Below are 22,587 nucleotides of genomic sequence, written 5' to 3'. Positions count from 1 at the left end.
GACGGGGGCACCTCCTGCCAGGAGGAGCCCACTTCCGCACACCACTCGACGCTGCCCTTGGAGAGACTCAGGTCACATCCTGGCGTGTCACAGTGGCGCGGGCTGTCTCGTCTCGTGGGTGAGGTCCCAACCGAGCACGGAGGAGCACACCATGGACGCGCGACTGAACTACTTCGCCAGCCCGATCGCCGGCAAGGCCATCAAGTACTTCATGTCGGCCGGGAAGGCGCTCAAGGAGTCGCCCCTGCCGGCCGCCACGCAGGAGCTGGTGGCCCTGCGGGTGAGCCAGATCAACGGGTGCGCGGTCTGCATCGACATGCACACCAAGGACGCCGCGGCCGCCGGCGAGACGGCGGTGCGGCTCGCTCTGGTGACGGCGTGGCGGGAGGCGACGGTCTTCACCGAGGCCGAGCGGGCCGCCCTCGAACTGGCGGAACAGGGAACCCGGGTCGCGGACGGGGCCGGCGGGGTCGGCGACGAGGTCTGGGCCCGCGCCGCGCAGCACTACGACGACGAGCAGCTCACCGCCCTGGTCATCCTGGTCTCGTTCATGAACACGGTGAACCGGCTGAACGTCATCACCCAGCAGCCCGCCGGAGACTACGTGGCCGGCCAGTTCCACTGAACCGCCGGCCGCCCACGTATTGGGTGATCATCGAAGGATGCCTTGCCGGCACGGGCCTCGCTGCCGGGTCAAGGACTGCAAGAACCACAAGGGGGAGAACGCGTGAGCAAGGTCGAGGAGTTCGAGGAGCTGCGGCCGCTGCTGTTCTCGATCGCGTACCGCATTCTGGGCAGCGTGGGCGAGGCGGAGGACGCGGTCCAGGAGACGTGGCTGCGCTTCGACGCCTCGACGACGCGGCCCGTCTCGGTCAAGGCGTTCCTGTCGGCCGCGGTGACCCGTGTCTCGATCGACGTGCTGCGCTCCGCCCGGGTGAGACGGGAGACGTACGCCGGCACGTGGCTGCCCGAGCCACTGCTGAACGATCCCTACGAGGACCCGGAACGCGCGGCCGAGTTGGCCGACTCGGTGTCGATGGCGGCGCTGCTGCTCCTGGAACGGCTCAGCCCGCTGGAACGGTCGGTGTTCGTGCTGCGGGAGGTCTTCGCCTTCGGCTTCGAGGAGATCGCCTCGGCGGTGGGCCGCTCGGAGGCGGCCTGCCGACAGCTGCTGGTCCGGGCGCGCCGCCACATGAGCGAGGGGCGCCCCCGGTTCGAGGCGGACCGCAGGGAGCGGCAGGAGTTGTCGGCGCGGTTCTTCGAGGCGCTGTCGCAGGGTGATGTGGGCGGGCTGCAGAGCCTGTTGTCCGCCGACGTCCAGTTCGTCGGGGACGGCGGCGGCAAGGCCCCGCAGCTGGCCAAGGCCGTGGTCGGCGCGCAGAACGTGGCCCGCCTGCTCACCTCCGTCTACCCGGTCATGGCCCGGATCGACATCACGTTCGAACAGCACGAGATCAACGGTCAGCCGGGCGCGGTCTTCCGTGACCGGGACGGCAAGGTGCTCCACTCGCTGGCTCTCGAGGTCCTCGACGGGCAGATCCAGGCGATCCGCTCGGTCATCAACCCGGACAAGCTCGGCCACCTCGGTCCCGTCGCCGACGCCTGGGCCGTCAGCCAGGAGGTGAAACAGGCCCGCAGGCGGACGGGGTGAGCCCGGTACCGCCCGCACGCCACGACCTCACCACGTCCACCGATCACCGACGAGACGCCGGCCTTGGTCGCACCAACACCGCCCCATCCCATCCCAACTTCACCCTTGACATGTTCTGAACACCCCGTTGTGATGTGGTGACTTTCGTTCGGCTCTTTTTGGTCCTGTGCACCACTCACCCCGGGGAGACGCACTTGTCCGACGAACGACGCCCGCACGCGAAGAGATTCGCCGTCGTCGCAGCCGCGCTCTCCCTGGCCGCCTCGGCGCTCGTGGTGGCGCAGCCCGCATCGGCCGCGCCCCGCGCCGCTCCCACCGTGGACAACGGCCTCGCCCGCACCCCGCCGATGGGCTTCAACAACTGGAACTCCACGCACTGCCGTGCGGAGTTCAACGAGACGATGGTGAAGGGCATCGCCGACGTCTTCGTCTCGCAGGGGCTCAAGAACGCGGGATACACCTACGTCAACATCGACGACTGCTGGGCGCTGCCGAACCGCGACGCGAACGGCAACCTCGTGCCCGACCCGGTCCGTTTCCCGAACGGGATCAAGGCGGTTGCCGACTACGTCCACTCCAAGGGGCTCAAGTTCGGCCTCTACTCCAGCGCGGGCACCAAGACCTGTGACACCCAGGGCTTCCCCGGCGGGCTCGGGCACGAACAGCAGGACGCCAATCTGTGGGCGTCCTGGGGTGTCGACTACCTCAAGTACGACAACTGCAACAACACCGGCGTCGACGCCAGGCAGCGCTACAAGGCGATGGGCGACGCCCTCAGGGCCACCGGTCGGCCGATCGTGTACAGCATCTGCGAGTGGGGCGAGAACCAGCCCTGGAACTGGGCGGCGGAGTACGGCAATTCATGGCGTACGACCGGCGACATCTCCGACTCCTGGTCCAGCATGATCGGCATCGCGCACCAGAACCAGGCCCTGGCCCCGTACGCGAAGCCGGGCGCGTGGAACGACCCCGACATGCTCGAAGTCGGCAACGGCGGCATGACCGACACCGAGTACCGCACCCACTTCAGCCTGTGGGCGCAGATGGCCGCACCCCTGCTGATCGGCAGTGACCTGCGCAGCGTGTCCTCCGCGACACTCGACGTACTCAAGAACACGGACGTCATCGCCGTCGACCAGGACACCCTGGGACGGCAGGGGACGGTCGTGTCGAACGGTGGCGGGCTCGTCGTGATGTCCAAAGCCCTTGCCGACGGCGGCCGTTCGGTGACGCTGACAAACGAGAACACGACGGCCAGGACGGTGACCACGACCGCGGAGGCGATCGGGCTCGGGGGGACGACGTCGTACGTGCTCAAGGACCTGTGGTCGAAGCAGACGAGCACCACCTCGGGCACGATCAGCGCGTCGGTGCCCGCACACGGCACCGTCATGTACCGCGTGACACCCGGAACCCCGGTGCCTCCGCCGACCGGGGTCAGCCAACTCGGCGACCTGGCCTGGAGTTCGGCGGCGAACGGCTGGGGCCCGGTCGAGCGCAACCTCAGCAACGGCGAGCAGGCCGCCGGGGACGGGCACACCCTCACCATCGGCGGGACGACGTACGCCAAGGGGCTCGGCACGCACGCCCCGAGCGACATCACGTACCACCTGGGCGGTGCGTGCACCTCGCTGCGCGTGGACGTCGGGGTGGACGACGAGTCGACCGCGGGCGGCTCGGTGAACTTCCAGGTCTACCGGGACGCGGTGAAGGTCGCCGACAGCGGGGTGCGGACGAACAGTGATCCGCCGCTGCGGCTGACCGCCGATCTCACCGGCGGCACGACACTGCGGCTGGTCGTCACGGACGGCGGAGACGGGATCACCTACGACCACGCCGACTGGGCGGACGCACGGCTCGCCTGCGGCAGGGGCCCTGCGGCGGGCACGCATGCGCTGAGCGACCTGACGTGGAGCGCGGCCTCCGGCGGCTGGGGCCCGGTCGAGCGCGACAGCAGCAACGGCGAGCGGGCCGCCGGTGACGGACGCGCCCTCACGATCAACGGCACCACGTACGCCAAAGGGCTCGGCACCCACGCGGCGAGCGACGTCACGTACTACCTCGGCGGTTCGTGCTCCCGGCTGACCGTGAACGTCGGGGTGGACGACGAGGCCGGGGGCAGCAACGGATCCGTCGTCTTCCGCATCCTGCGCAACGACACGGTCGTCGCGGACAGCGGCCGGATCACCGGCGCCGACGCGGCGAAGACGCTCACCGCCGATCTCACCGGAGGTCTCGAACTCCGGCTCAGCGTCACGGACTCCGGTGACGGCGCCGACTACGACCATGCCGACTGGGCGACACCCCAGCTCACCTGTGCGTGAGCCAGGCTCCTGCCGGCGCCGGCAGGAGTGATCGAAAGCAGCGACGGCGGGATGCGTGCCGGGAGAGGATTCCCCTCATGCATCCCGCCCCGAAGACCTTCGAACTGCTCCCCGGCGCCGACGCTTCGCCCGTGATCCTGCACGTGCCGCACTCCGCCCGGACGATCCCGGCAGCCGTACGCGACGACATCCTGCTCGAGGACGGCGCGCTGGCACGCGAGTTGGACCACATCACCGACGCGCACACCATCGAGCTCGCCGAGGCAGCGGCAAAGGCGGCCGGGGTCACCCCGTGGCGATTCGTCAACCGGATGTCGCGGCTTGTGATCGATCCCGAGCGCTTCCCCGACGAACGGGAGGAGATGCTGTCCGTCGGAATGGGCGCGGTCTACACGCAGACCACGCACCGCGCCCCGCTGAGGCCCGCGGGCTTCGACCCCCGCCCGCTGATCGAGCGTTACTTCCACCCGTACGCGCAGGCGATGACGGATGCGGTCGCCGACCGGCTGGCCGTCACCGGGCGGGCCGTGGTCATCGACGTCCACTCGTATCCGACGGCCCGGCTGCCCTACGAACTGCACGGCGACGGCCCCCGACCGCCGGTCTGCCTGGGCACCGACACCTTCCACACGCCGCCCGAGCTGCTCGCCCAGGCACGGGCGGCGTTCGCGCGCACAGGCGACGCGGGGATCGACAGCCCGTTCTCCGGCGCGTATGTCCCCCTGGACTTCTACGGCAAGGAGCCGCAGGTCACCGCGTTGATGGTGGAGATCCGGCGGGACACGTACATGAGCGAGCCGGGCGGCCCGGCCGGCCCCGGGCTCGGCCGTCTTGCCTCCGCGCTGGCGGCGCTGGTCGACGCGGTCACCGCCCGGCCAGGCGGCGGGGCACCCTCCTAGCCACGCGGCCGAACGCCCTCTAGGGTCTCGGTAAGCGCACGCTTAGCCGCTGTGGTCCGCCGGGCGACAGCCGGAGGGAAGGCAAGATCATGCCGGTCGTCGACGCGTGGATGCAGCACCCCACCCTCCGCCACTCCAACCACGAGATGTTCGAGTCGCTGCGTCGCTGGACGGGAATGGAGCTGCTGGAGGAGCCGCTTCCGGTCAAGGCCACGGTCTCCGCACTGGCCGCCGCCGACGTGGAGACCGGGCTCTCCAGCGCCTGGTACGGGCCGCAGGGGCCGCTGATCAGCAACGACGAGGTCGCCGAGTTCGTCGGCCGGTCCGACGGGCGGCTGCGTGGTGTCGCCGGCGCGGACCTGACCCGGCCGGTCGCCGCCGTGCGCGAACTGCGCCGGGCCGTCGAGGAGCTGGGCTTCGTCGCGCTGCGGATCGTGCCGTGGCTGTGGCAGCTGCCGCCCACCGACCGGCTGTACTACCCGTTGTACGCGGCCTGCGTCGACCTCGGCATCCCGTTCTGCACGCAGGTCGGCCACACCGGGCCGATGCGCCCCTCGGAGACCGGCCGACCGATCCCGTACATCGACCAGGTCGCGATCGACTTCCCGGAACTGACCATCGTCTGCGGTCACATCGGCTACCCGTGGACCACGGAGATGATCGCGGTGGCCGACAAGCACCCGGGCGTGTACATCGACACGAGCGCCTACACCGCCCGCCGCTACCCGCCCGAGCTGGTCGACTACCTGCGCGGCCGGGGCCGCCGCAAGGTTCTCTTCGGCTCCAACTACCCCATGATCACGCCTGCCCGGGCCCTGGAGCACCTCTCCGATCTCCGCCTCGACGAGGAGACCAGCGAGCTGTTCCTCTCAGGCAACGCACGACGTGTCTTTCACCTCCCGGCACCTTCATAGATGCTTGTGCACGTTCACGGTCCATCCTGAGGTGAGGTCAGCCCGTTCATGGCATTGCAGATCAGCGCCACCAACCCGGAGCACCCCGCGCTCCTGCTCGAACTGCCCTGGCAGCTGCCCCTGGAAGAGTGGCCGGAGCGATACCTCGTCCCGCTGCCGCGCGGCATATCGCGCCACGTCGTGCGCTACGCGCGCGCCGGAGACGAGGTGGTGGCCGTCAAGGAGCTCGCCGAGCGGCCGGCGGTGCGCGAATACGAGCTGCTGCGCAGCCTGGACCGGCTGGGGATCCCGGCGGTGGACCCCCTCGCCGTCGTCACCGGCCGCACGGACGACGACGGCGCGCCGCTGGAACCCGTACTGATCACCCGCCACCTGGGCGGCTCCATGCCCTACCGGGCGATGTTCGAGACGACGATGCGCCCGGCCACCATGCACCGGCTGATGGACGCGCTGGCGGTCCTGCTCGTCCGGCTGCATCTGGCGGGATTCGCCTGGGGCGACTGTTCGCTGTCCAACACGCTCTTCCGACGGGACGCCGGGGCCTACGCGGCCTACCTCGTGGACGCGGAGACCGGGGATCTGCATCCCCGGCTGAGCAACGGGCAGCGGGAGTACGACCTCGATCTGGCCCGGGTCAACATCAGCGGCGAGCTGCTGGACCTGGAGGCGTCCGGGGCGCTGCACCCCTCCGTGGACCCGATCGAGTTCGGCATGGAGATCTGCGCGCGCTACCAGGGGCTGTGGCAGGAGCTGACCCGCACCTCGGTGTATCCGGCGGGCAAGCACCACTACATCGACCGCCGCATCCGGCGGCTCAACGACCTCGGCTTCGACGTCGCCGAGATGCAGATCGCGCACTCCTCCAACGGCGACACGGTCACCTTCGTTCCCAAGGTCGTGGACGCCGGTCACCACCAGCGCCAACTGCTGCGGCTGACCGGACTCGACGCCGAGGAGAACCAGGCCCGCCGCCTCCTCAACGACCTGGAGAGCTGGATGGCCACCCAGGACGACTACGCGCCCGGCGACCCCCTCGCCGCCCGCCCGGAGGTCCTCGCCCACCGCTGGGTGCGCGACGTCTTCCGGCCGACCGTGCGCGCCGTACCGCTGGAGCTGCGCGGCTCCATGGACCCGGCGGAGATCTATCACGAGCTGCTCGAACACCGCTGGTACCTGTCCGAGCGCGCCCAGCACGACATCGGGCTCGACACGGCCGTCGAGGACTACGTCGACAACATCCTTCCCCGCGTCCGGGAGACCCTGCCGCCGCGGACGGACGCACCCGGTGTGACCGGGGGGAACACGGTTTCTGAGCAGAGGTGACCGTTCATACATACGATTGGGCAGGTACGGCCGAGCGGCGCACCGTGCTGCACGTGACGCCGGGGTGCCACTGACCTGCTCGGGGTGGGAGACGTATGACACAGGCCGCCAGTCCAGCGCGGACCGTCATTCTGACGGTCGATGACGATCCCGGAGTCTCGCGCGCCGTCGCCCGCGACCTGCGGCGCCGGTACGGCGAGTCGTACCGGATCGTGCGCGCGGAGTCCGGGGAGTCCGCGCTCGACGCGCTGCGGGAGCTGAAGCTGCGCGGCGACCAGGTGGCGGTGATCCTCGCCGACTACCGGATGCCGCAGATGAACGGCATCGAGTTCCTCGAACAGGCACTCGACGTTTTTCCGGGTGCGCGGCGGGTGCTGCTGACCGCCTACGCGGACACGAACGCGGCGATCGACGCGATCAACGTGATCGATCTGGACCACTACCTGCTCAAGCCCTGGGATCCGCCGGAGGAGAAGCTCTACCCGGTCCTGGACGATCTCCTGGACGCCTGGCGGACCAGCGACTACCGGCCCGTGCCCGCCTGCAAGGTGGTCGGGCACCGCTGGTCGGCGCGCTCCTCGGACGTACGGGAGTTCCTGGCCCGCAACCAGGTGCCGTACCGCTGGTACTCGTCCGACACACCGGAGGGCCGGCGTCTGCTTGCCGCCGCCGGGCAGGACGGCGAGCGGCTCCCGCTGGTGGTGACGCCGGACGGGACGCCGCTGGTGGAGCCCGAGGACCCGGAACTCGCGGCGCACGTGGGTCTGGCGACCACGCCGACGGCGGAGTTCTACGACCTCGTGGTCATCGGCGGCGGTCCCGCCGGGCTCGGCGCGGCCGTGTACGGCGCGTCGGAGGGACTGCGGACCGTGCTGGTGGAGCGGTCGGCGACCGGCGGCCAGGCGGGGCAGAGTTCACGGATCGAGAACTACCTCGGCTTCCCCGACGGCGTGTCCGGAGGGCAGCTCACCGACCGGGCGCGCCGTCAGGCGGCGAAGTTCGGCGCGGAGATCCTGACCGCGAGGGAGGTGACCGGGCTGGAGGTCACGGGGGCGGCGCGCACCGTCCGCTTCTCGGACGGCTCGGCGATCGCCGCGCACTCCGTGATCCTGGCGACCGGCGTGTCGTACCGGCAGCTGGAGGCCCCCGGCCTGTCCGAACTGACCGGGTGCGGCGTGTTCTACGGCTCGGCGTTGACCGAAGCGGCCTCCTGCCAGGGCCACGACGTGTACATCGTGGGCGGCGCCAACTCGGCGGGACAGGCGGCCATGTACCTGGCCCGGGGCGCCAAGTCGGTCACCCTCCTGGTGCGCGGCTCGTCGCTGGAGGCGTCCATGTCGCACTATCTGATCCAGCAGATCAACGACGCGCCCAACATCAGCGTCCGGGCCGGCACGGTGGTCGAGTCCGCGCACGGGTCGGACCACCTGGAGCAGCTCACCCTGCGCGACGTGGCGAGCGGCCACACCGAACTCGTCGACGCGCAGTGGCTGTTCGTGTTCATCGGGGCGGCTCCGCTGACCGACTGGCTGGAGGGGACCGTGCTGCGTGACGCGCGCGGATTCATCATGGCCGGGCCCGACATGACCGCCGACGGCCAGCCGCCGGCGGGCTGGGAGCTGGAGAGGCCGCCCTACCACCTGGAGACCAGCGTGCCCGGCGTGTTCGTGGCCGGGGACGCGCGCTCGGAATCCGCGAAGCGGGTCGCTTCCGCCGTCGGAGAGGGAGCCATGGCCGTGATGCTCGTCCACCGTTACCTGGAGCAGTCGTGAGCGGGCAGCCGATGCCGTGCAGCGTGGCCGAGCTGAGCACGCTGTTCCTGTTCGAGAAGCTGGACGCGGAGCAGTTCGACCGGCTGTGCCGTGAAGGCCGCGTGGAGAAGTTCGAGCCGGGCCCCGTGTACGCGGAGGGTGACCCTGCCACCTGCTTCTTCGTCCTCCTCGAAGGCACGCTCGTGCTTTCGCGCCGGGTCGGCAACGACGACGTGGAGATCAACCGCACATCGAATCGCGGGGTGTACTCCGGGGCCATGCAGGCCTATCTGGGCGACCGGGTGCAGCAGTTCTACAGCAGCTCGCTGCGGGTCACCGAGCCGTCGCGGTTCTTCGTCCTGCCCGCCGAGACCTTCGCCGCGATCATGCAGGACTGGTTCCCGATGGCCGTCCACCTCTTGGAGGGGCTCTTCTTCGGTTCGAAGACCACCCAGCAGGCCATCGGACAGCGTGAGCGGCTGCTGGCCCTCGGCTCGCTGTCGGCCGGTCTGACCCACGAGCTCAACAATCCGGCCGCCGCGGCGGTGCGCGCCACCTCCACGCTGCGCGAGCGGGTCGGGAAGATGCGGCACAAGCTCGGCATCATCGCCGGGGGCCCGTTCTCCCGTGAGGCCCTCGCCGGTCTCATCGAGATCCAGGAACGCACGGCCGAACGGGTCGCCAAGGCAACCGCCCTGAGCCCGCTCGAAGCCTCCGACCGGGAGGACGCCCTCGCCGACTGGCTCGACGACCACGGCATCGCGGAGGGCTGGCGGGTGGCGCCCACCTTCGTGCAGGCCGGTCTCGACATCGACTGGCTGGACCAGGTCGCGGCGGCCGTGGACGAGGAGATCCTCCCGAATGCCATCGGGTGGCTGAACTACACCGTCGAGACCGAGCTCCTCATGAACGAGATCGAGGACTCCACCACCCGCATCACCCATCTCGTCGACGCGGCCAAGCAGTACTCCCAGCTCGACCGGGCCCCGTACCAGGTGTGCGACGTGCACGAGCTCCTCGACAGCACCCTGCTGATGCTGTCCTCGAAGATCGGCTCCCGCGTCACCGTCGTCAAGGAGTACGACCGCACGCTGCCGAGGATCCCGGCCTACCCGGGTGAGCTCAACCAGGTGTGGACGAACCTGGTCGACAACGCGGTCGCGGCGATGAACGGCATGGACGGGGACGGCACGCTGACGGTACGCACGTCACTCGACCACGACCGTCTCCTCGTCGAGTTCGGGGATACGGGCCCCGGTGTTCCGGAGGACATCCGCGGCCGTATCTTCGATCCCTTCTTCACCACCAAGCCGGTGGGCGAGGGCACCGGGCTTGGCCTGGACATCTCCTGGCGCATCGTCGTCAACAAGCATCACGGCAGCCTCGACGTCCGGTGCGTGCCCGGCGACACCCGCTTCCAGGTACGTCTTCCCCTGACCGTCACGGACCCCGACACACCCGAGGAGCCGTCATGACCGAGCCCACCGGAATCGACCCGGCCGTCCCGCCGAGCGGTACGGGATGCGTCGAGTGCGACGCGGCGGGCGGATGGTGGTTCCATCTGCGGCGCTGCGCCCAGTGCGGTCACATCGGCTGCTGCGACGACTCGCCCTCGAAGCACGCCACCGCGCACGCGCAGTCCACCGGGCATCCGGTCATCCGCAGTTTCGAGCCCGGCGAGAGCTGGTTCTGGAACTTCGACACCTCCGAGCTGTACGAGTCCGGTCCCGACCTCGCTCCCCCGGTCAGCCATCCCACCGACCAGCCCACGCCCGGGCCCGCGGGGCGCGTCCCCGCGAACTGGGCGGAGACTCTGCGCTGACACCCCGTGGGACGTTCATCCGGCGGAGGGTTCGCCCGCTCCCCCGTCGGCGAGCGTCCTGCGCAGCACTTCGGCGAACTCCTCGGTCCGCCCGAGGAATCCGCCGTGGTCGCCGGGGAACTCGACCGGCGGCGTGCCGAGCAGTTCGGCCAATGCCACGGAGGTCCGGTAGGTGACCAGGTGGCCCGAGGCCGCTCCGATGCCGATGACGACACGGGTCGGACCGGCCTTCAGGGCGCTCACGTCGGGCACATGACGTGTGGTGCCCCGGAGTTCGTGGGCGAAGAAGCGGGCGCTGTCGGCGAGATCCTGCTCGGACGGCTCCCCGGGCGGCGCGGCGGGCGCGCCGTCGCCACCGGCGGCGAGTCCGGAGGTGGTCATGAACTTCATCCACGCCGCGCCGATGCCCTCCTTGTGGAAGGTCTCGACGATGTCGTCGGTCTCGGCGCGCCGTTCGGCGGCGTCGGGGAGCAGTTCCAGCACGGGCGGCTCGTGCGCGACCAGCGTCCGGACCCGCTTGGGATGCTGTGCGACCAGTGCGAGTCCGGTCACCGCCCCGCCACTGCTGCCGAAGACATCGGCGGAGTCGGCGCCGAGGGCGTCGAGGAGGGCGACGAGGTCGTTCGCCCTCAGTTCGGGGGTGGAGTCCTGTTCGGGATCGTCGACAGGGCTGCCCGAGATGCCCCGCGGGTCGTGGGTGACGACGGTGTGGTGGCGCGCGAGCGCGTCGGCCAGCGGGGCGAAGTGGACAGCGGCCATCGGCGCGCCCGTCACCAGCAGCAGCGGGCCCGAGCCGCGGATCTCGTAGTGCAGGCGTGCACCGGGAACGTCGAGGGTGTGGTGTGTGGCCATGGCCGGTCGTCCTTCCGCCATCGGGCGTCGTCCGCGAGCGCGGTGACGGGGGTAGGACTGGTGTGCGCGCCAGAACTCATCGGTGTGCGCGCGGACGGATGAGCCCCAGCCCGGGTTTCAGCGCACCGAGTGGCCGTACATCTCGCCGAGGGGTTCGGCGAGGAGTTCGACGCGGGCGCCGTCGGGATCGCGGAAGTAGAGCGAAGTGCCGCTCTCCTCCTGGTAGTCGATCCCGGCGTCGGCGAGCCGGTCGCGCAGCCGCTCCCAGGTCGTGGGGTCGACCGAGATGGCCAGGTGGTGCAGTCCGCCGAGCACCTCGGCGTAGGAGCCGACGTCGAGGCCGGGGAAGTCGAAGAACGCCAGCAGGTTGCCGTTGCCGACGTCGAAGAAGAAGTGGGTCGAGCCCTTGTAGTCGCGGTTGTCGATCATCTCGGTGAGCGGGAACTCCAGGACCCCCTGGTAGAACCGCACGGTCCGCTCCACGTCCGCGGAGAGCAGCGCCACGTGGTGCACTCCGCGGGCCGAGCTGGCCGGCCGTTCGGGGGCCAGGTACTCCTTCCTCAGCCGCTCGCGTTCCGCCTCGATCGCTGCCAGGTCCAGACGCTCCATGGGGGCTCCTCGGATACTCGGACTACGCCTTCGACACAAACAACTGATCCTCAATTCAACCACTTTGCGACTGCCCTTGGACGCCGACATCCCCAGTCGAGGACTGTTCCCTCGGAAGCAGCCACTGCGCCGCTGGGGCCCAATCTCGGGAGCGCCGCGCAAAGGTGCACAGCGCACGATGAAGTGGTCTCCTGGAAGAGTCCCCAGGAGACCACTCCGATGCGACACTCTCGACTCTCCTCACTCGCACCCGCCCGGTCGGCCGCACCGACCGGAGCCGGCGGAGGGTTGCTGCCGAAACGGGATCTCGCGGCCGCCTGGCTCCTGGTCGTCCTGATCGCGGTGCCCGCGTGGGCGCTCACCATAGGGCAGGCCCAGGACATGGGGATCGAGCCCGGCACGATGGGAATGGCGCTGCCGCTGTTCCTGCTGCTCTGGGTGACGATGATGGCGGCGATGATGCTGCCGTCCATGGCGCCGGTGGCCATCACCTGGGTGCGCGGGATCGGCCGGCAGTCCTCCGGGTGGGCCCGGGCCGCGCGCACCGCTGAATTCGTGGGCGGATACCTGCTGGTGTGGACCGCGTTCGGAGTGCTCGCATACGCGGCTCTGGCCTTCACCGGCGGGCTGGTCGACGACCATCCGACCGCCGGACGCTGGTTTGGTTTCGGGGCGTTCCTGCTCGCGGGCCTGTATCAGCTCGGTCCGCTCAAGTACGTCTGCCTTCGGCACTGCCGCAACCCGCTGAGTCACCTGGTGCACTACGCCGGCTTCCCGAGGCCTGCACGCGATCTGAGGGTGGGCGTCCACCACGGTGCGTACTGCGTCGGCTGCTGCGCCGGCCTGATGGTCGTCCTGATCCCGCTCGGCATGATGAACGTGGCGGCGATGGCCGGACTGGCCGCGGTGATCTTCGTGGAGAAGCTGTGGTCCTGGGGTCCGCTGCTCGCACGGGTCGTGGGCGTCGCATTCCTGGTCCTGGCCGTGCTGGCACCGTTCCAGGACTGGCTGCTGCCTGGACTGCAGGGGTCGATGCCCTCGATGGGCGGCATGTGACGCTTGCGGCTCACTCACGCACCGAACCAGTCAGTCAGGCCCGGACCAGTCGAAAGTGATCGTCTTGCTGGACTGGCCGGAGCGATTCCACGAGAAGCCGAAGGCGTCGGCCCGGTCGGTGGTGGCGCGCCCCCAGGTCGCGAGCCCTCCGGGTCCGGTCTCGCAGCCAGGCAGGCCGGTCGACTGCACCCTGACACCCTCGGGGGAGGTCGGGCCGCTCAACGCCTCGGCGCGGGCCTCGACCAGCCCCGGTACCGTGGCCCGCCAGGCGGCCCGGTCCTCGTCGATCTCGACCTCGATGGGCGCGAACTCCATGCCCCGCACCTCCATGGCGGCCATGCTCATCATCTCCGCAGGCCAGCTCCCGGCCTGACCACCAAAGATCATCTGTATGGCTTCGCGCTGCCGGTCGTCGGCGCGCTCGTCCAGGATCAGCGCCGCGTACGCGTCCGAGTGCTCCGCCCAGATGTTGCCGACGAACGAGGCGACCATCACCAGGTTCAAGCCGTCCAGTCGTACGTCGCCGTAACTGCCCTCGCGTATGTGCCACACCAGGATGCCCTCGCACTCCCCGGTGGTCGGCGGCTGAGCGAATGAGCAGGGGCAGGGAATATCGCACTTGCATACGTCGAACCAGTCGCCTGCGACATGCCACGCAGGGATCGTCACCGCCGCTTGTGACATCGTTCTCACTCCTCGCGAGCCCACGGCCGTGGGCCGAGGCGGGCGGCAGAGCGTCAGGCCGGTGGTCCGGCGCCGCTACCGCTGCACCCAGCGGCCGGGCGGCTCGTTCCTCGTTCTCGTCCTCTCTCCAGTCTGCGCCTCTTCGCGGCAGAAGGTACGGCGATCATCAGTGCCTTCAGCCCTCCAGGGCCAGCACGTGACAGTGCCAAGCGTCCAGCGCCACGAAAAGGCCCGGGTCGAGGAGTCCGTCGCCCTCCCTGTCGTAGGTGTCCGCGGTGAGCAGATCGGTGAACCGGCAGGGGCTGCCTCCGAGGTCGGCCCACGGCAGCGGTACCTGGCCCTGGGCGGGGAGGTCGGAGTAGTTCACGACGATCAGGTGGCGGGTGTCGGCGGTGGTCCAGCTCCAGGCGAGCAGGTTGCGGTGCGTGTCGTTGTCGGGCCAGCCCGTGCACGACAGCAGCCTCCAGTCGCCCTCCCGTACGGCGGCTCCGGCCGCGATCAGGCGGTGGTGGAAGTCGCGCAGCGGCTCGTCGACCGCTTCCTTCGGGCGACGGGTGAGGAACACCGGTGGCCTTACCCGGCGGCCTTCGAACTGGCCCTCGTGCCAGAGCGTCGCGCCGGGCAGGGTGGCGACGGCCACGGCCGCCGCGCGCTCCCGCCCGGCCGGCAGTACGGCGGCGGCGCGGGGTTCGTCGTGGTTCTCCAGGAAGCGCACGAGTCCGCGCTGATAGGAGAGGTCGGCCTGCAGGTGTGCGCGCACGGACTGGGCGTTCTCGTGGAGCAGACGGTCGTAGAGCCGCTTGTCGTAGCAGTGGTCGAAGCCCTCCTGCTGGAGCGCCGCTTCGAGATCCCAGTAGGCCTCCGCGATGAAGAGGAGGTCGGGGTGGCGTGCGCGGACGCGCGGGATGACGTACGGCCAGAAGTCCTCGTCGGGGATCGGGCCCGCCCGCTCCCCCCAGGTCTTGGCGAACACGTCGTTCATCAGCAGCATCGCCATGTCGCAGCGCACGCCGTCCGCCTGGTCGCCGATCGCCACCAGGGTGTCCACCGCCGCGGCCCGCAGTTCGTCACTGAAGGCGTTCACCTGGATCACGTCCCGCCAGGGCGGGAAGAACGGGTCGCGGCCGCAGGCGAAGATCCGGCCGGACACCTCGTGGAAGTCCCCGGGCGCCCGGGCGAGGTCGTCGGCGGTGCCTTGGATCAGGCCGGCGGGCCGGTCGGTGAGCCAGGGGTGGTCGGGGGCGACGTGGTTGGGGACGTAGTCGAGGATCAACCGGGCGCCGCGGGCGGCGAGTTGGGTGCGCGCCTCGGCGAGCCCCTGCGGGCCGCCGAAGCTCTCGTCGACGACGTAGTCGCGGACGCAGTACGGGGATCCTGCGATGTCGGCCGGGGTGAGGTCGGGCAGGGCCTGGCGGAGCGACGCGAGCAGGGATTCGTCGCGCAGGGCGACGGCCAGTCCGGCGGGGCTGCGTTGCCAGACGCCCATCAGCCACACGGCGTCGATGCCCGGCAGGGTGATCTCGTCCCAGACCTCGCCGGGTACCTCGCCGAGGGTGACGCGGCGCCCGTAGCGGGTGCTCAACTCGCCCAGCCAGACCATGGTGTTGATTTCGAGGATCGCCGTCATGACAGGGGCTCCTCGCGCAGGGCGCCCCAGTCGCCCGCGCCGACGACGCGGAAGAGGGTCGCGGTGACCGCGGCCAGGCCGGTCCAGCCGGTCTGGTGGGCGGCGCCGAGTCCGGCGCCGGTGTCGCCGTGGAAGTACTCGTAGAACAGCAGCAGGTCCTGCCAGTGCGGGTCCTTGGCGAACTGGGGCCGCGTGCCGTGCACGGGGCGGTGTCCGTCGCCGCCGCGCAGAAACGTCGAGGTGAGCCGGTCGGAGATCTCGTGGGCGACCTCGTACAGGTTCAGCTGTTGTCCGGAGCCGGTCGGGCATTCCACGGTGAAGGCGTCGCCGTGGAACGCGTGGAGGTTCAACAGGGCGCGGATCAGGAGGATGTTGACCGGGAACCACACCGGGCCGCGCCAGTTGGAGTTGCCGCCGAACATGTCCGAGTCGGACTCGGCGGGCAGATAGCCGACATCGTACGTCTGTCCGTGCAGGTGGAAGGTGTACGGGTGGGCGGCGTGGTGGCGGGAGAGCGAGCGGATGCCGTGCGGGCCGAGGAACTCGTCCTCGTCGAGCATGCGGGCCAGGATGCGGCGCAGCCTGTCCTCGCCGAACAGGGCGAACAGGTGCCGTCCGTCGGCACCGGAGCCCTGGGCGTCCCGGGAATGCACGAGGGCTTCGATCGCGGGATGGCGTTCGATGAACTCCCGTGCTCCGGCGAGCAGTTCGGGGAAGCGGCGGTCGAGCCGGCTGCCGACCACGCTGGTCGCGGCGAGGGGGATCAGACCGACCAGGGAGCGCACCTTGAGCCGGGTGGCGCTGCCGTCGGGCAGCCGCAGGACGTCGTAGAAGAAGCCGTCCTCCTCGTCCCACAGGCTTTCGTTGTCCTTGCCGATGTGATTCATGGCCACCGCGATCCACGCGAAGTGCTCGAACAGGGTCTGCGCCTGTTCCACGTAGACGGGGTTGTCGGCGGCCAGTTCGACGGCGATCTCCAGAAGGTTCTGGCAGTACAGGGCCATCCATGCGGTGCCGTCGGCCTGGTCGAGTTGCCCTCCGGCGGGCAGTCCGGCACTGCGGTTGAAGACGCCGATGTTGTCGAGGCCGAGGAAGCCACCCTGGAAGAGGTTGTTGCCGTCGGTGTCCTTGCGGTTGAGCCACCAGGTGAAGTTCTTCATCAGCTTCTGGAAGGAGTTCTCCAGGAAGGCCCGGTCGCCGCGGCCCGTGCGGTGCTTCTCCAGTTCGTAGACGAAGAGGATGGCCCAGGCGTGCACCGGCGGGTTGACGTCACCGAAGTTCCATTCGTACGCGGGGATCTGGCCGTTGGGATGCAGGTACCGGCGGCGCAGCAGCAGGTCCAGCTGGGATTTGGCGAAGGTGATGTCGACCAGGGAGAGGGCTACGGAGTGGAAGGCGAGGTCCCAGGCCGCGAACCACGGGTACTCCCAGGTGTCCGGCATCGACATGATCTCGTCGTTGACCATGTGGTACCAGGCGCTGTTGCGGACGGAGGGGTCGCAGCCGAGCGGGTCGACGCCGTGTTCGGCCAGCCAGCGTTCGATGTCGTAGTGGTAGTACTGCTTGCTCCAGAGCATCCCGGCCAGTGCCTGGCGGACCAGATGCTGTTCGTCCTCGCTCGTGCCGTCCGGTGTGACGTCGTCGTAGAAGGTGTCGGCCTCGGTGCGTCGCGAGTCGAGCACCTGGCCGAACTCCTGCCAGGGGTCGGCGAGTTCGGTGTCGGTCAGACGCAGTCGGATCGTGGCGCTGTCACCGCCGGGGATGCTCAGCACGTGGTGGACGGCCGCCTTGGTGCCGGTGCCGCTCGGGTTGACGGCCGTGCTGTCGCCGTGGACGACGCACCGGTCGATGCCGTCCTTGACGTAGGGGCCGGCGTTGCGAGTGCCGAAGATCCGCTCGTTGTTGGTGTCGTTCTCGGTGAAGAGGGTGGGTGTGTCGGTGGCGAAGTACAGTCGGCGGGTGCCCAGTTCGTCGTGATCGGCGCGGATCGCGCCCGGTGCCGCCCGCAGGCCGGGTACGGCTGTGCCGCCCGCCCATGACCACGTGTGCCGGAACCAGAGCGTGGGCAGCAGGTGGAGCGTGGCCTCCTCGGGGCCGCGGTTGTGCGCGGTGATCTCGATCAGCAGGTCCTCGGGGCCTGCCTTCGCGTACTCGACGAACACGTCGAAGTAGCGGTCCTCGTCGAAGACGCCGGTGTCGAGCAGCTCGAACTCGGGATCGCGGCGGTTGCGGGCGTGGTTGGCGGCCACCAGTTCGCCGTAGGGGAACTCGCCCTGCGGGTACTTGTAGAGGAACTTCATGTAGGAGTGGGTGGGCGTGCTGTCGAGGTAGAAGTAGTACTCCTTGACGTCCTCGCCGTGGTTGCCCTCGGCGTTGGTCAGGCCGAACATGCGCTCCTTGAGGATCGGGTCGCGGCCGTTCCACAGGGCGAGGGCGAAGCAGAGCCGCTGCTTGTCGTCGCTGATCCCGGCGATGCCGTCCTCGCCCCAGCGGTAGGCGCGGGAGCGGGCCTGGTCGTGGGTGAAGTACGACCAGGCTTCGCCGTCGTGGCTGTAGTCCTCGCGGACGGTGCCCCACTGACGCTCGCTCAGATACGGTCCCCAGCGGCGCCAGGGCACCCCGCACTCGTCGGCCTCGGCCAGCCTGCGACGCTCGGCGATCTGGGTCGGGTGTTCCGTCGGATGCTCCGTCGGGTGTTCCATGTCTCCCCCGTTCTGGTCGGTTGACGGTGAGGGACGTGCGGTCGGACGCCGTGCGCGATCTCGATCCCGCCGAGCCCGGTGAGCCGGTTCCCACCCAGCATCCCGCGCAGGGCCGTACCTGCCCACCGGCCGTTCGGCTGCTCTTCGCGAGGGCGGGTGTCGGGGTGCGTCTGACAAGATGCGTCGCTGATGACGGAGATGACGAGCTGTGACACGTGTGGCGGAACGGTGGCTCCCGACGGCCACTGCTGGGATTGCGGAGCGGCTCAGCCGGGCTTCCGCGCGCATGTGGAGATCACCTCGGCCGACGGTGCGGCCGGAGTGAGCGACCGCGGCAGGCAGCGCGGTGTCAACGCGGATGCGATGGCCTTGACCGTGAGCGGATCCTGGACGATCGGTGTCGTCTGCGACGGGGTGTCGATGTCACCCCGCGCGGAGCGGGCCGCTCAGGTCGCGGCGGAGGTCGGTGCGGCCGCACTGACGGCGCGCCTGCGCGAGGGCGCCCTACCGGAGGACGCGCACATGGACGCCGCCGTACGCGCGGGTCGCGCGGTGGCCGCTCTGGCGACGTCGGCTGCTGCCGCTCCGGCCTGCACGTATGTGGCGGGCATCGTCGGCCCGGAGGGCATCTGGAGCGCGGGGATCGGCGACAGCCGCGTCTACTGGCTGCCGGACGAGGGCCCCGGGACGGCACTGACCGAGGACGACACGGGCGCGCGCGAAACTCTCGCCGCGTGGCTGGGGGCGGATGCCGATGAACCGGTGCCGCGGCTGCGCAGCTACCGGCCCGCGATGGCGGGCCGGATGCTGCTGTGCACGGACGGGCTGTGGCGGCATCGGCCCGAGGCCGACGGGTTGCGCGCGGTGCTCGCCCGGCGCCGATCGGCGCTATCCGGGAGCGGAGGCCTGTTGGAGGAGGCGCGGTCGCTCGTCGAACTCGCCCTGGCCGCGGGCGGTCCGGACAACATCACCGCCCTGCTCATCCCTGTCGCTCCGAGCGCGCCGCCCGTCTGAGCGCGGCGCGTCCCTTCGTGCGGGGACTCTCAGACGGTGGTCCGCGCGGTCGTCGGCGGCGGTTGCGCTGTGTCGCGCAGCGGAGCCCGCACCGAGCTCAGTGGGCCGCCGTGCAGGGGTGTGGTGTGCCAGCGCGCCGTGAACGTGCGGTGCGGGAGGGAGCACGTCACGGTCAGGCGGTGCGGGGTTTCCAAAAACAGTACGTCGGCCTCGAGGGTGTCGGGGTCGGTCCATCCGCCGCTCACGGCGGTGGGGGCCGGTGTCGCGCCGGTCGTCCAGCCGGGCACGCCCAGCCGCAGATCGCATCGCGTGTCGCCCTCGGCGAGCGACACGTACCAGCCGGCGTCGTCCGCCGTGACCGCGACGCCCGTCAGGGAGCGCTGGTCCGCGCAGGCACCGCCCGCGGGGGCGAACTCGGCGCCCGCCCAGGCGTCGGCGCGCTCAGGGGGCGCGGGGGCCGCGGCGACCGGCGGCAGGGCGAGCCGCGCGAGGCGTTCGCGCAGTGCCGCGTCCTGACCGCCGGGCTGCGGCGTGTCCCCGAACGCGGGCAGCAGGTGCTGCCAGACCAGGTCGAGCAGCTCCTGCATCTGACCGGTGGCCGCGGTCATCGCGATCACCGCGTCGTGGTCGGGCAGGACGAGGCAGAGCTGTCCGTAGGCTCCGTCGCCGCGGTATCCATGCCGGGACTTCCAGAACTGGAACGCGTACCCCTGCTGCCAGTCGGAGAGTGCCCCCTCGGCCGTACCGTCGTCGTTGGCGACGTGGACGCGCGTGGCCTCCTCGATCCACTCGCGGGACAGGAGCTGCCGCCCCTCCCAGGCGCCGTTCTGCAGATAGAACTGGCCGAGCCGGGCTACCGCGTCCGTGGCGGCGTGCAGTCCGCTGAAGCCGATCTCGCGGCCGGCCGGACGCTCCACCCAGGCGACTTCGCCGATGCCCAATGGGTCGAACAGCCGGGGCCGCAGGTACTCCGTCAGCGACTGGCCGGTCACCCGCTGGACGATCGCGCCGAGGGTGTACGTGGCGGGCTGGTTGTACGCGAAGACGCTGCCGGGGTCCTGGTCGGGCGGGGTCAGCAGGAAGCCGCGCACGGGTTCCTCGCGGTCGCGGCGGAACGCCCGCTCATGGGTCTCGGCGAGGTGACCGCTGGCCATGGACGCGACGTGCCGTACCAGCATGGCCCGGCTGCGCGGGTCGGTGATGTCGGCCTCGAACTCGGGGAAGTACGAGATCACGGGGTCGTCGAGACGTATCAGGCCCTCGCCGACGGCGAATCCGGCGGCAGTGGACGTGAAGCTCTTGCTGAGCGAGTAGAGGAGGTGGAGGCGCTCGGGGGCGTACGGCGCCCACCAGCCGGAGGCCACCAGATGCCCGTGCCGCATGATCATCAGGCTGTGCGGTTCGATGTCCGGCGCGGCCTCGACGGCGTCGAGGAAGGCGTGCACGCCCGAGGCGTCGACACCTTGCTCGGCCGGCTCGGCGACAGGCAGTGGACGGGTGCTCATGCGGGCGGCCTCCGGGCGGCTCGGTGACGGCGTAGGGCGGTCTCGGCGACCGGTCGACCCGGCGCTGTGTGCATACGCCATCCTTCCGGTGCGGCGGTGGGCGTGTCCATGGGGTCGCCCCTGGCGCCCGCGCTTCACCCCTGCCCTGCGCCAGGCCGGCCCGGCAGGAAGGAGACCCCTCCGGGCGCCCGGCGTCGTCGGCCGTGGCGCCCGGAGCGCGGTCCGGTGGAGCACCTCCCGCGCTCGGCGAGAGGCAGCCGGGACTCACCGCCGGGACATCAGCCGGTGGTGGTCAGCTGCGGTGTGCTGCTCTGCTGGGGCTGGGGCAGACTGCGCAGGCCGGTGAGGCTGACGAGCACCATGGAGAAGACACCTGCGACGGCGAAGGCCGTGAAGCCCGCGGTGGTCGAGCCGGTGGCGAGCAGCTGGCCGCCGAGCCAGGGGCCGAAGACGGCGCCGAAGCGGCCCATGCCGGAGGTCCAGCCCACGGCGGTGGCGCGGTTCTCGGCGTCGGACCGAGCGGCCACCGTGGCGTAGATCATCGCCTGGGCGCTGAAGAGGAACAGGCCGGTGAGGAAGACCACGGTGTAGGTGAGGGCCAGCGACATGTGGGCGCTGAGCGTGTAGATGCCGACGGCGGTGACGCCGAACCAGATCGCGGCGATGCGCGAGCCGCCGAACCTGTCGGTGAGCCGGCCGCCGACCAGCATGCCGACGATGCCGCCGAGGTTGATGACGATGACGAAGCCGATCGAGGAGCCGGTGTTGTAGCCGTTGGCCTTCATCAGCGACGGCAGCCACTGGGAGACGCCGTAGACCAGCAGCAGGCCGCCGAAGGACGCCAGCCAGAAGAGCAGGGTCTGCACCCACAGACCGCCGCGGAAGAGGGCGGTCAGCGCACTCCAGCGCTCGGCGGCGGCCGGGCGCTCCTCGTCCTTGCCGGCCAGTTCGACGCCGTAGCGGTCGGCGAGGGCCAGCGCCTCGGTGGCGCGGCCCTTGGCCTGCAGGAAGGCCATCGACTCGGGCAGGTACTTGGCGGCCAGCGGGACGCCGACGAAGAGCGGGATCACGCAGATCCAGAAGGAGACGCGCCAGTCACCGGTACCGAGCGCCACGAAGCCCGCCACGATGCCGCCGGCCTGGTGGGCGGTCATCAGGGAGCCGACGATCAGGGCGCCGCGGCCGCGCGGGGCGTACTCGGTGACCAGGGTGATCGCGCTGGGCAGCAGCCCGCCGAGGCCGAGGCCGGCGAGGAATCGGCCGAGGCTGAACATGTCCAGGGTGGCGGCGGAGGCGCAGACGGCGGAGGCCAGGGAGAAGACCGCGGTGGAGACGATGATCGTCTTCTTGCGGCCGACCCAGTCGCTGACGGTGCCTGAGGACAGGGCGCCGATCAGCATGCCGAACGTGGCCCAGGAGCCGACGTCGCCGGCCTTGCCGGGGGTGATGCCCAGCGCCTTGGTCTCCAGCATGTGCGGCAGCACGGAGCCGTAGATGAACATGTCGAGGCCGTCGAACAGGACGACCAGCCAGCACAGGCCGACGACCAGCACGGCCAGTCTGGCGCCGCGCATGGGAGCGGGGGAGGGAGACATCGTTGTGTCCTCTCGTCCGGGAGGCATGTCCCTGGAGGGGAGATGAGGGAGAAGGGCCGTCGCGGCTCGTGCGACCGGCCCGGTGATGCGCCTGACGCTAAGGACCGACGGGGTTAAGTGTCAACGCTTTTGTCAACAATCTCAGCAACAATCAAGACGCCCCCACCACGACGCCGGATTCGGGCCGAATCCGCAGGTGGAACAGGGGTGGGCGGGGGCCACACGGGGGGCCCCCCCCCCCCGGGGTTGGGGGGTTGAC

General features: G+C 70.3%; 18 protein-coding genes. 11 read left to right on the top strand and 7 right to left on the bottom strand.

Annotation, left to right across the window (positions count from 1 at the left end):
• Window positions 1-151 precede the first annotated feature (151 nt).
• From ABZS97_RS35990 to ABZS97_RS35950, 9 genes are all read left to right on the top strand, one after another.
• Window positions 152-625, top strand: a complete 474-nt coding sequence (locus tag ABZS97_RS35990; RefSeq protein ID WP_356144873.1) for a carboxymuconolactone decarboxylase family protein — start codon at window positions 152-154, stop codon at window positions 623-625.
• A 102-nt stretch (window positions 626-727) separates the two neighbouring features.
• Complete coding sequence (locus tag ABZS97_RS35985) at window positions 728-1,651, top strand: RNA polymerase sigma-70 factor (RefSeq protein ID WP_356144871.1); 924 nt, start codon at window positions 728-730, stop codon at window positions 1,649-1,651.
• A 347-nt stretch (window positions 1,652-1,998) separates the two neighbouring features.
• Window positions 1,999-3,975, top strand: a complete 1,977-nt coding sequence (locus tag ABZS97_RS35980; RefSeq protein WP_356144875.1) for an NPCBM/NEW2 domain-containing protein — start codon at window positions 1,999-2,001, stop codon at window positions 3,973-3,975.
• A gap of 77 nt (window positions 3,976-4,052) precedes the next feature.
• Window positions 4,053-4,874: an N-formylglutamate amidohydrolase gene (locus ABZS97_RS35975; RefSeq protein ID WP_356144870.1), complete on the top strand. Its 822-nt coding sequence runs from the start codon at window positions 4,053-4,055 to the stop codon at window positions 4,872-4,874.
• Window positions 4,875-4,963: 89 nt separating this feature from the next.
• Window positions 4,964-5,788: an amidohydrolase family protein gene (locus tag ABZS97_RS35970; RefSeq protein ID WP_356144868.1), complete on the top strand. Its 825-nt coding sequence runs from the start codon at window positions 4,964-4,966 to the stop codon at window positions 5,786-5,788.
• Between the two features lie 48 nt (window positions 5,789-5,836).
• Complete coding sequence (locus ABZS97_RS35965; protein WP_356144866.1) at window positions 5,837-7,111, top strand: DUF4032 domain-containing protein; 1,275 nt, start codon at window positions 5,837-5,839, stop codon at window positions 7,109-7,111.
• 95 nt (window positions 7,112-7,206) lie between these two features.
• Complete coding sequence (locus tag ABZS97_RS35960; RefSeq protein WP_356144864.1) at window positions 7,207-8,883, top strand: FAD-dependent oxidoreductase; 1,677 nt, start codon at window positions 7,207-7,209, stop codon at window positions 8,881-8,883.
• Window positions 8,880-10,337, top strand: coding sequence for an ATP-binding protein (locus ABZS97_RS35955; protein ID WP_356144862.1), 1,458 nt, complete (start codon window positions 8,880-8,882; stop codon window positions 10,335-10,337). Before ABZS97_RS35960 ends, ABZS97_RS35955 begins: the two co-directional genes overlap by 4 nt.
• Complete coding sequence (locus tag ABZS97_RS35950) at window positions 10,334-10,684, top strand: UBP-type zinc finger domain-containing protein (RefSeq protein WP_356144860.1); 351 nt, start codon at window positions 10,334-10,336, stop codon at window positions 10,682-10,684. Before ABZS97_RS35955 ends, ABZS97_RS35950 begins: the two co-directional genes overlap by 4 nt.
• 15 nt (window positions 10,685-10,699) lie before the next feature.
• Here ABZS97_RS35950 and ABZS97_RS35945 read toward each other — a convergent pair whose 3' ends face one another.
• The gene (locus ABZS97_RS35945; protein ID WP_356144858.1) at window positions 10,700-11,536 is read right to left on the bottom strand and encodes an alpha/beta hydrolase; all 837 of its coding nucleotides are present in this window, start codon (window positions 11,534-11,536) and stop codon (window positions 10,700-10,702) included.
• A 117-nt stretch (window positions 11,537-11,653) separates the two neighbouring features.
• Entirely contained in the window at window positions 11,654-12,145 is a 492-nt protein-coding gene (locus ABZS97_RS35940; protein WP_356144856.1) for a VOC family protein, read from the bottom strand.
• Window positions 12,146-12,364: 219 nt separating this feature from the next.
• On the opposite strand from ABZS97_RS35940, the gene ABZS97_RS35935 reads away from it, so the two are divergent.
• On the top strand, window positions 12,365-13,201 hold the full coding sequence (locus tag ABZS97_RS35935) for a DUF2182 domain-containing protein (RefSeq protein WP_356144854.1): 837 nt from the start codon (window positions 12,365-12,367) through the stop codon (window positions 13,199-13,201).
• Between the two features lie 30 nt (window positions 13,202-13,231).
• Here ABZS97_RS35935 and ABZS97_RS35930 read toward each other — a convergent pair whose 3' ends face one another.
• The 3 genes from ABZS97_RS35930 to ABZS97_RS35920 all read right to left on the bottom strand — a co-directional run bounded on the left by ABZS97_RS35930 (window position 13,232) and on the right by ABZS97_RS35920 (window position 18,214).
• Complete coding sequence (locus ABZS97_RS35930; RefSeq protein ID WP_356144852.1) at window positions 13,232-13,885, bottom strand: DUF1326 domain-containing protein; 654 nt, start codon at window positions 13,883-13,885, stop codon at window positions 13,232-13,234.
• A 175-nt stretch (window positions 13,886-14,060) separates the two neighbouring features.
• Window positions 14,061-15,512 carry an alpha-amylase family glycosyl hydrolase gene (locus ABZS97_RS35925; RefSeq protein ID WP_356144850.1) on the bottom strand — a complete coding sequence of 484 codons (1,452 nt, stop codon included), beginning with the start codon at window positions 15,510-15,512 and terminating at the stop codon, window positions 14,061-14,063.
• Entirely contained in the window at window positions 15,509-18,214 is a 2,706-nt protein-coding gene (locus tag ABZS97_RS35920) for a glucosidase (protein WP_356144848.1), read from the bottom strand. The genes ABZS97_RS35925 and ABZS97_RS35920 overlap by 4 nt, the downstream gene beginning before the upstream one ends.
• Window positions 18,215-18,403: 189 nt before the next feature.
• Between ABZS97_RS35920 and ABZS97_RS35915 the strand changes: the two genes are divergently transcribed.
• Entirely contained in the window at window positions 18,404-19,228 is an 825-nt protein-coding gene (locus ABZS97_RS35915) for a protein phosphatase 2C domain-containing protein (RefSeq protein ID WP_356144846.1), read from the top strand.
• Window positions 19,229-19,257: 29 nt separating this feature from the next.
• On the opposite strand, the gene ABZS97_RS35910 is transcribed toward ABZS97_RS35915, so the two are convergent.
• Together ABZS97_RS35910 and ABZS97_RS35905 are read right to left on the bottom strand one after the other, a co-directional pair.
• Window positions 19,258-20,733 carry a serine hydrolase domain-containing protein gene (locus ABZS97_RS35910; protein ID WP_356144845.1) on the bottom strand — a complete coding sequence of 492 codons (1,476 nt, stop codon included), beginning with the start codon at window positions 20,731-20,733 and terminating at the stop codon, window positions 19,258-19,260.
• Window positions 20,734-21,011: 278 nt separating this feature from the next.
• Entirely contained in the window at window positions 21,012-22,328 is a 1,317-nt protein-coding gene (locus ABZS97_RS35905) for an MFS transporter (protein WP_356144844.1), read from the bottom strand.
• Window positions 22,329-22,587 lie beyond the last annotated feature (259 nt).

The organism is Streptomyces sp. NPDC005485 (assembly GCF_040606085.1).
Classification (GTDB): domain Bacteria; phylum Actinomycetota; class Actinomycetes; order Streptomycetales; family Streptomycetaceae; genus Streptomyces.
Note: the sequence above shows the minus strand (reverse complement) of the source record. Positions and strands in the feature narration are given on the sequence as shown.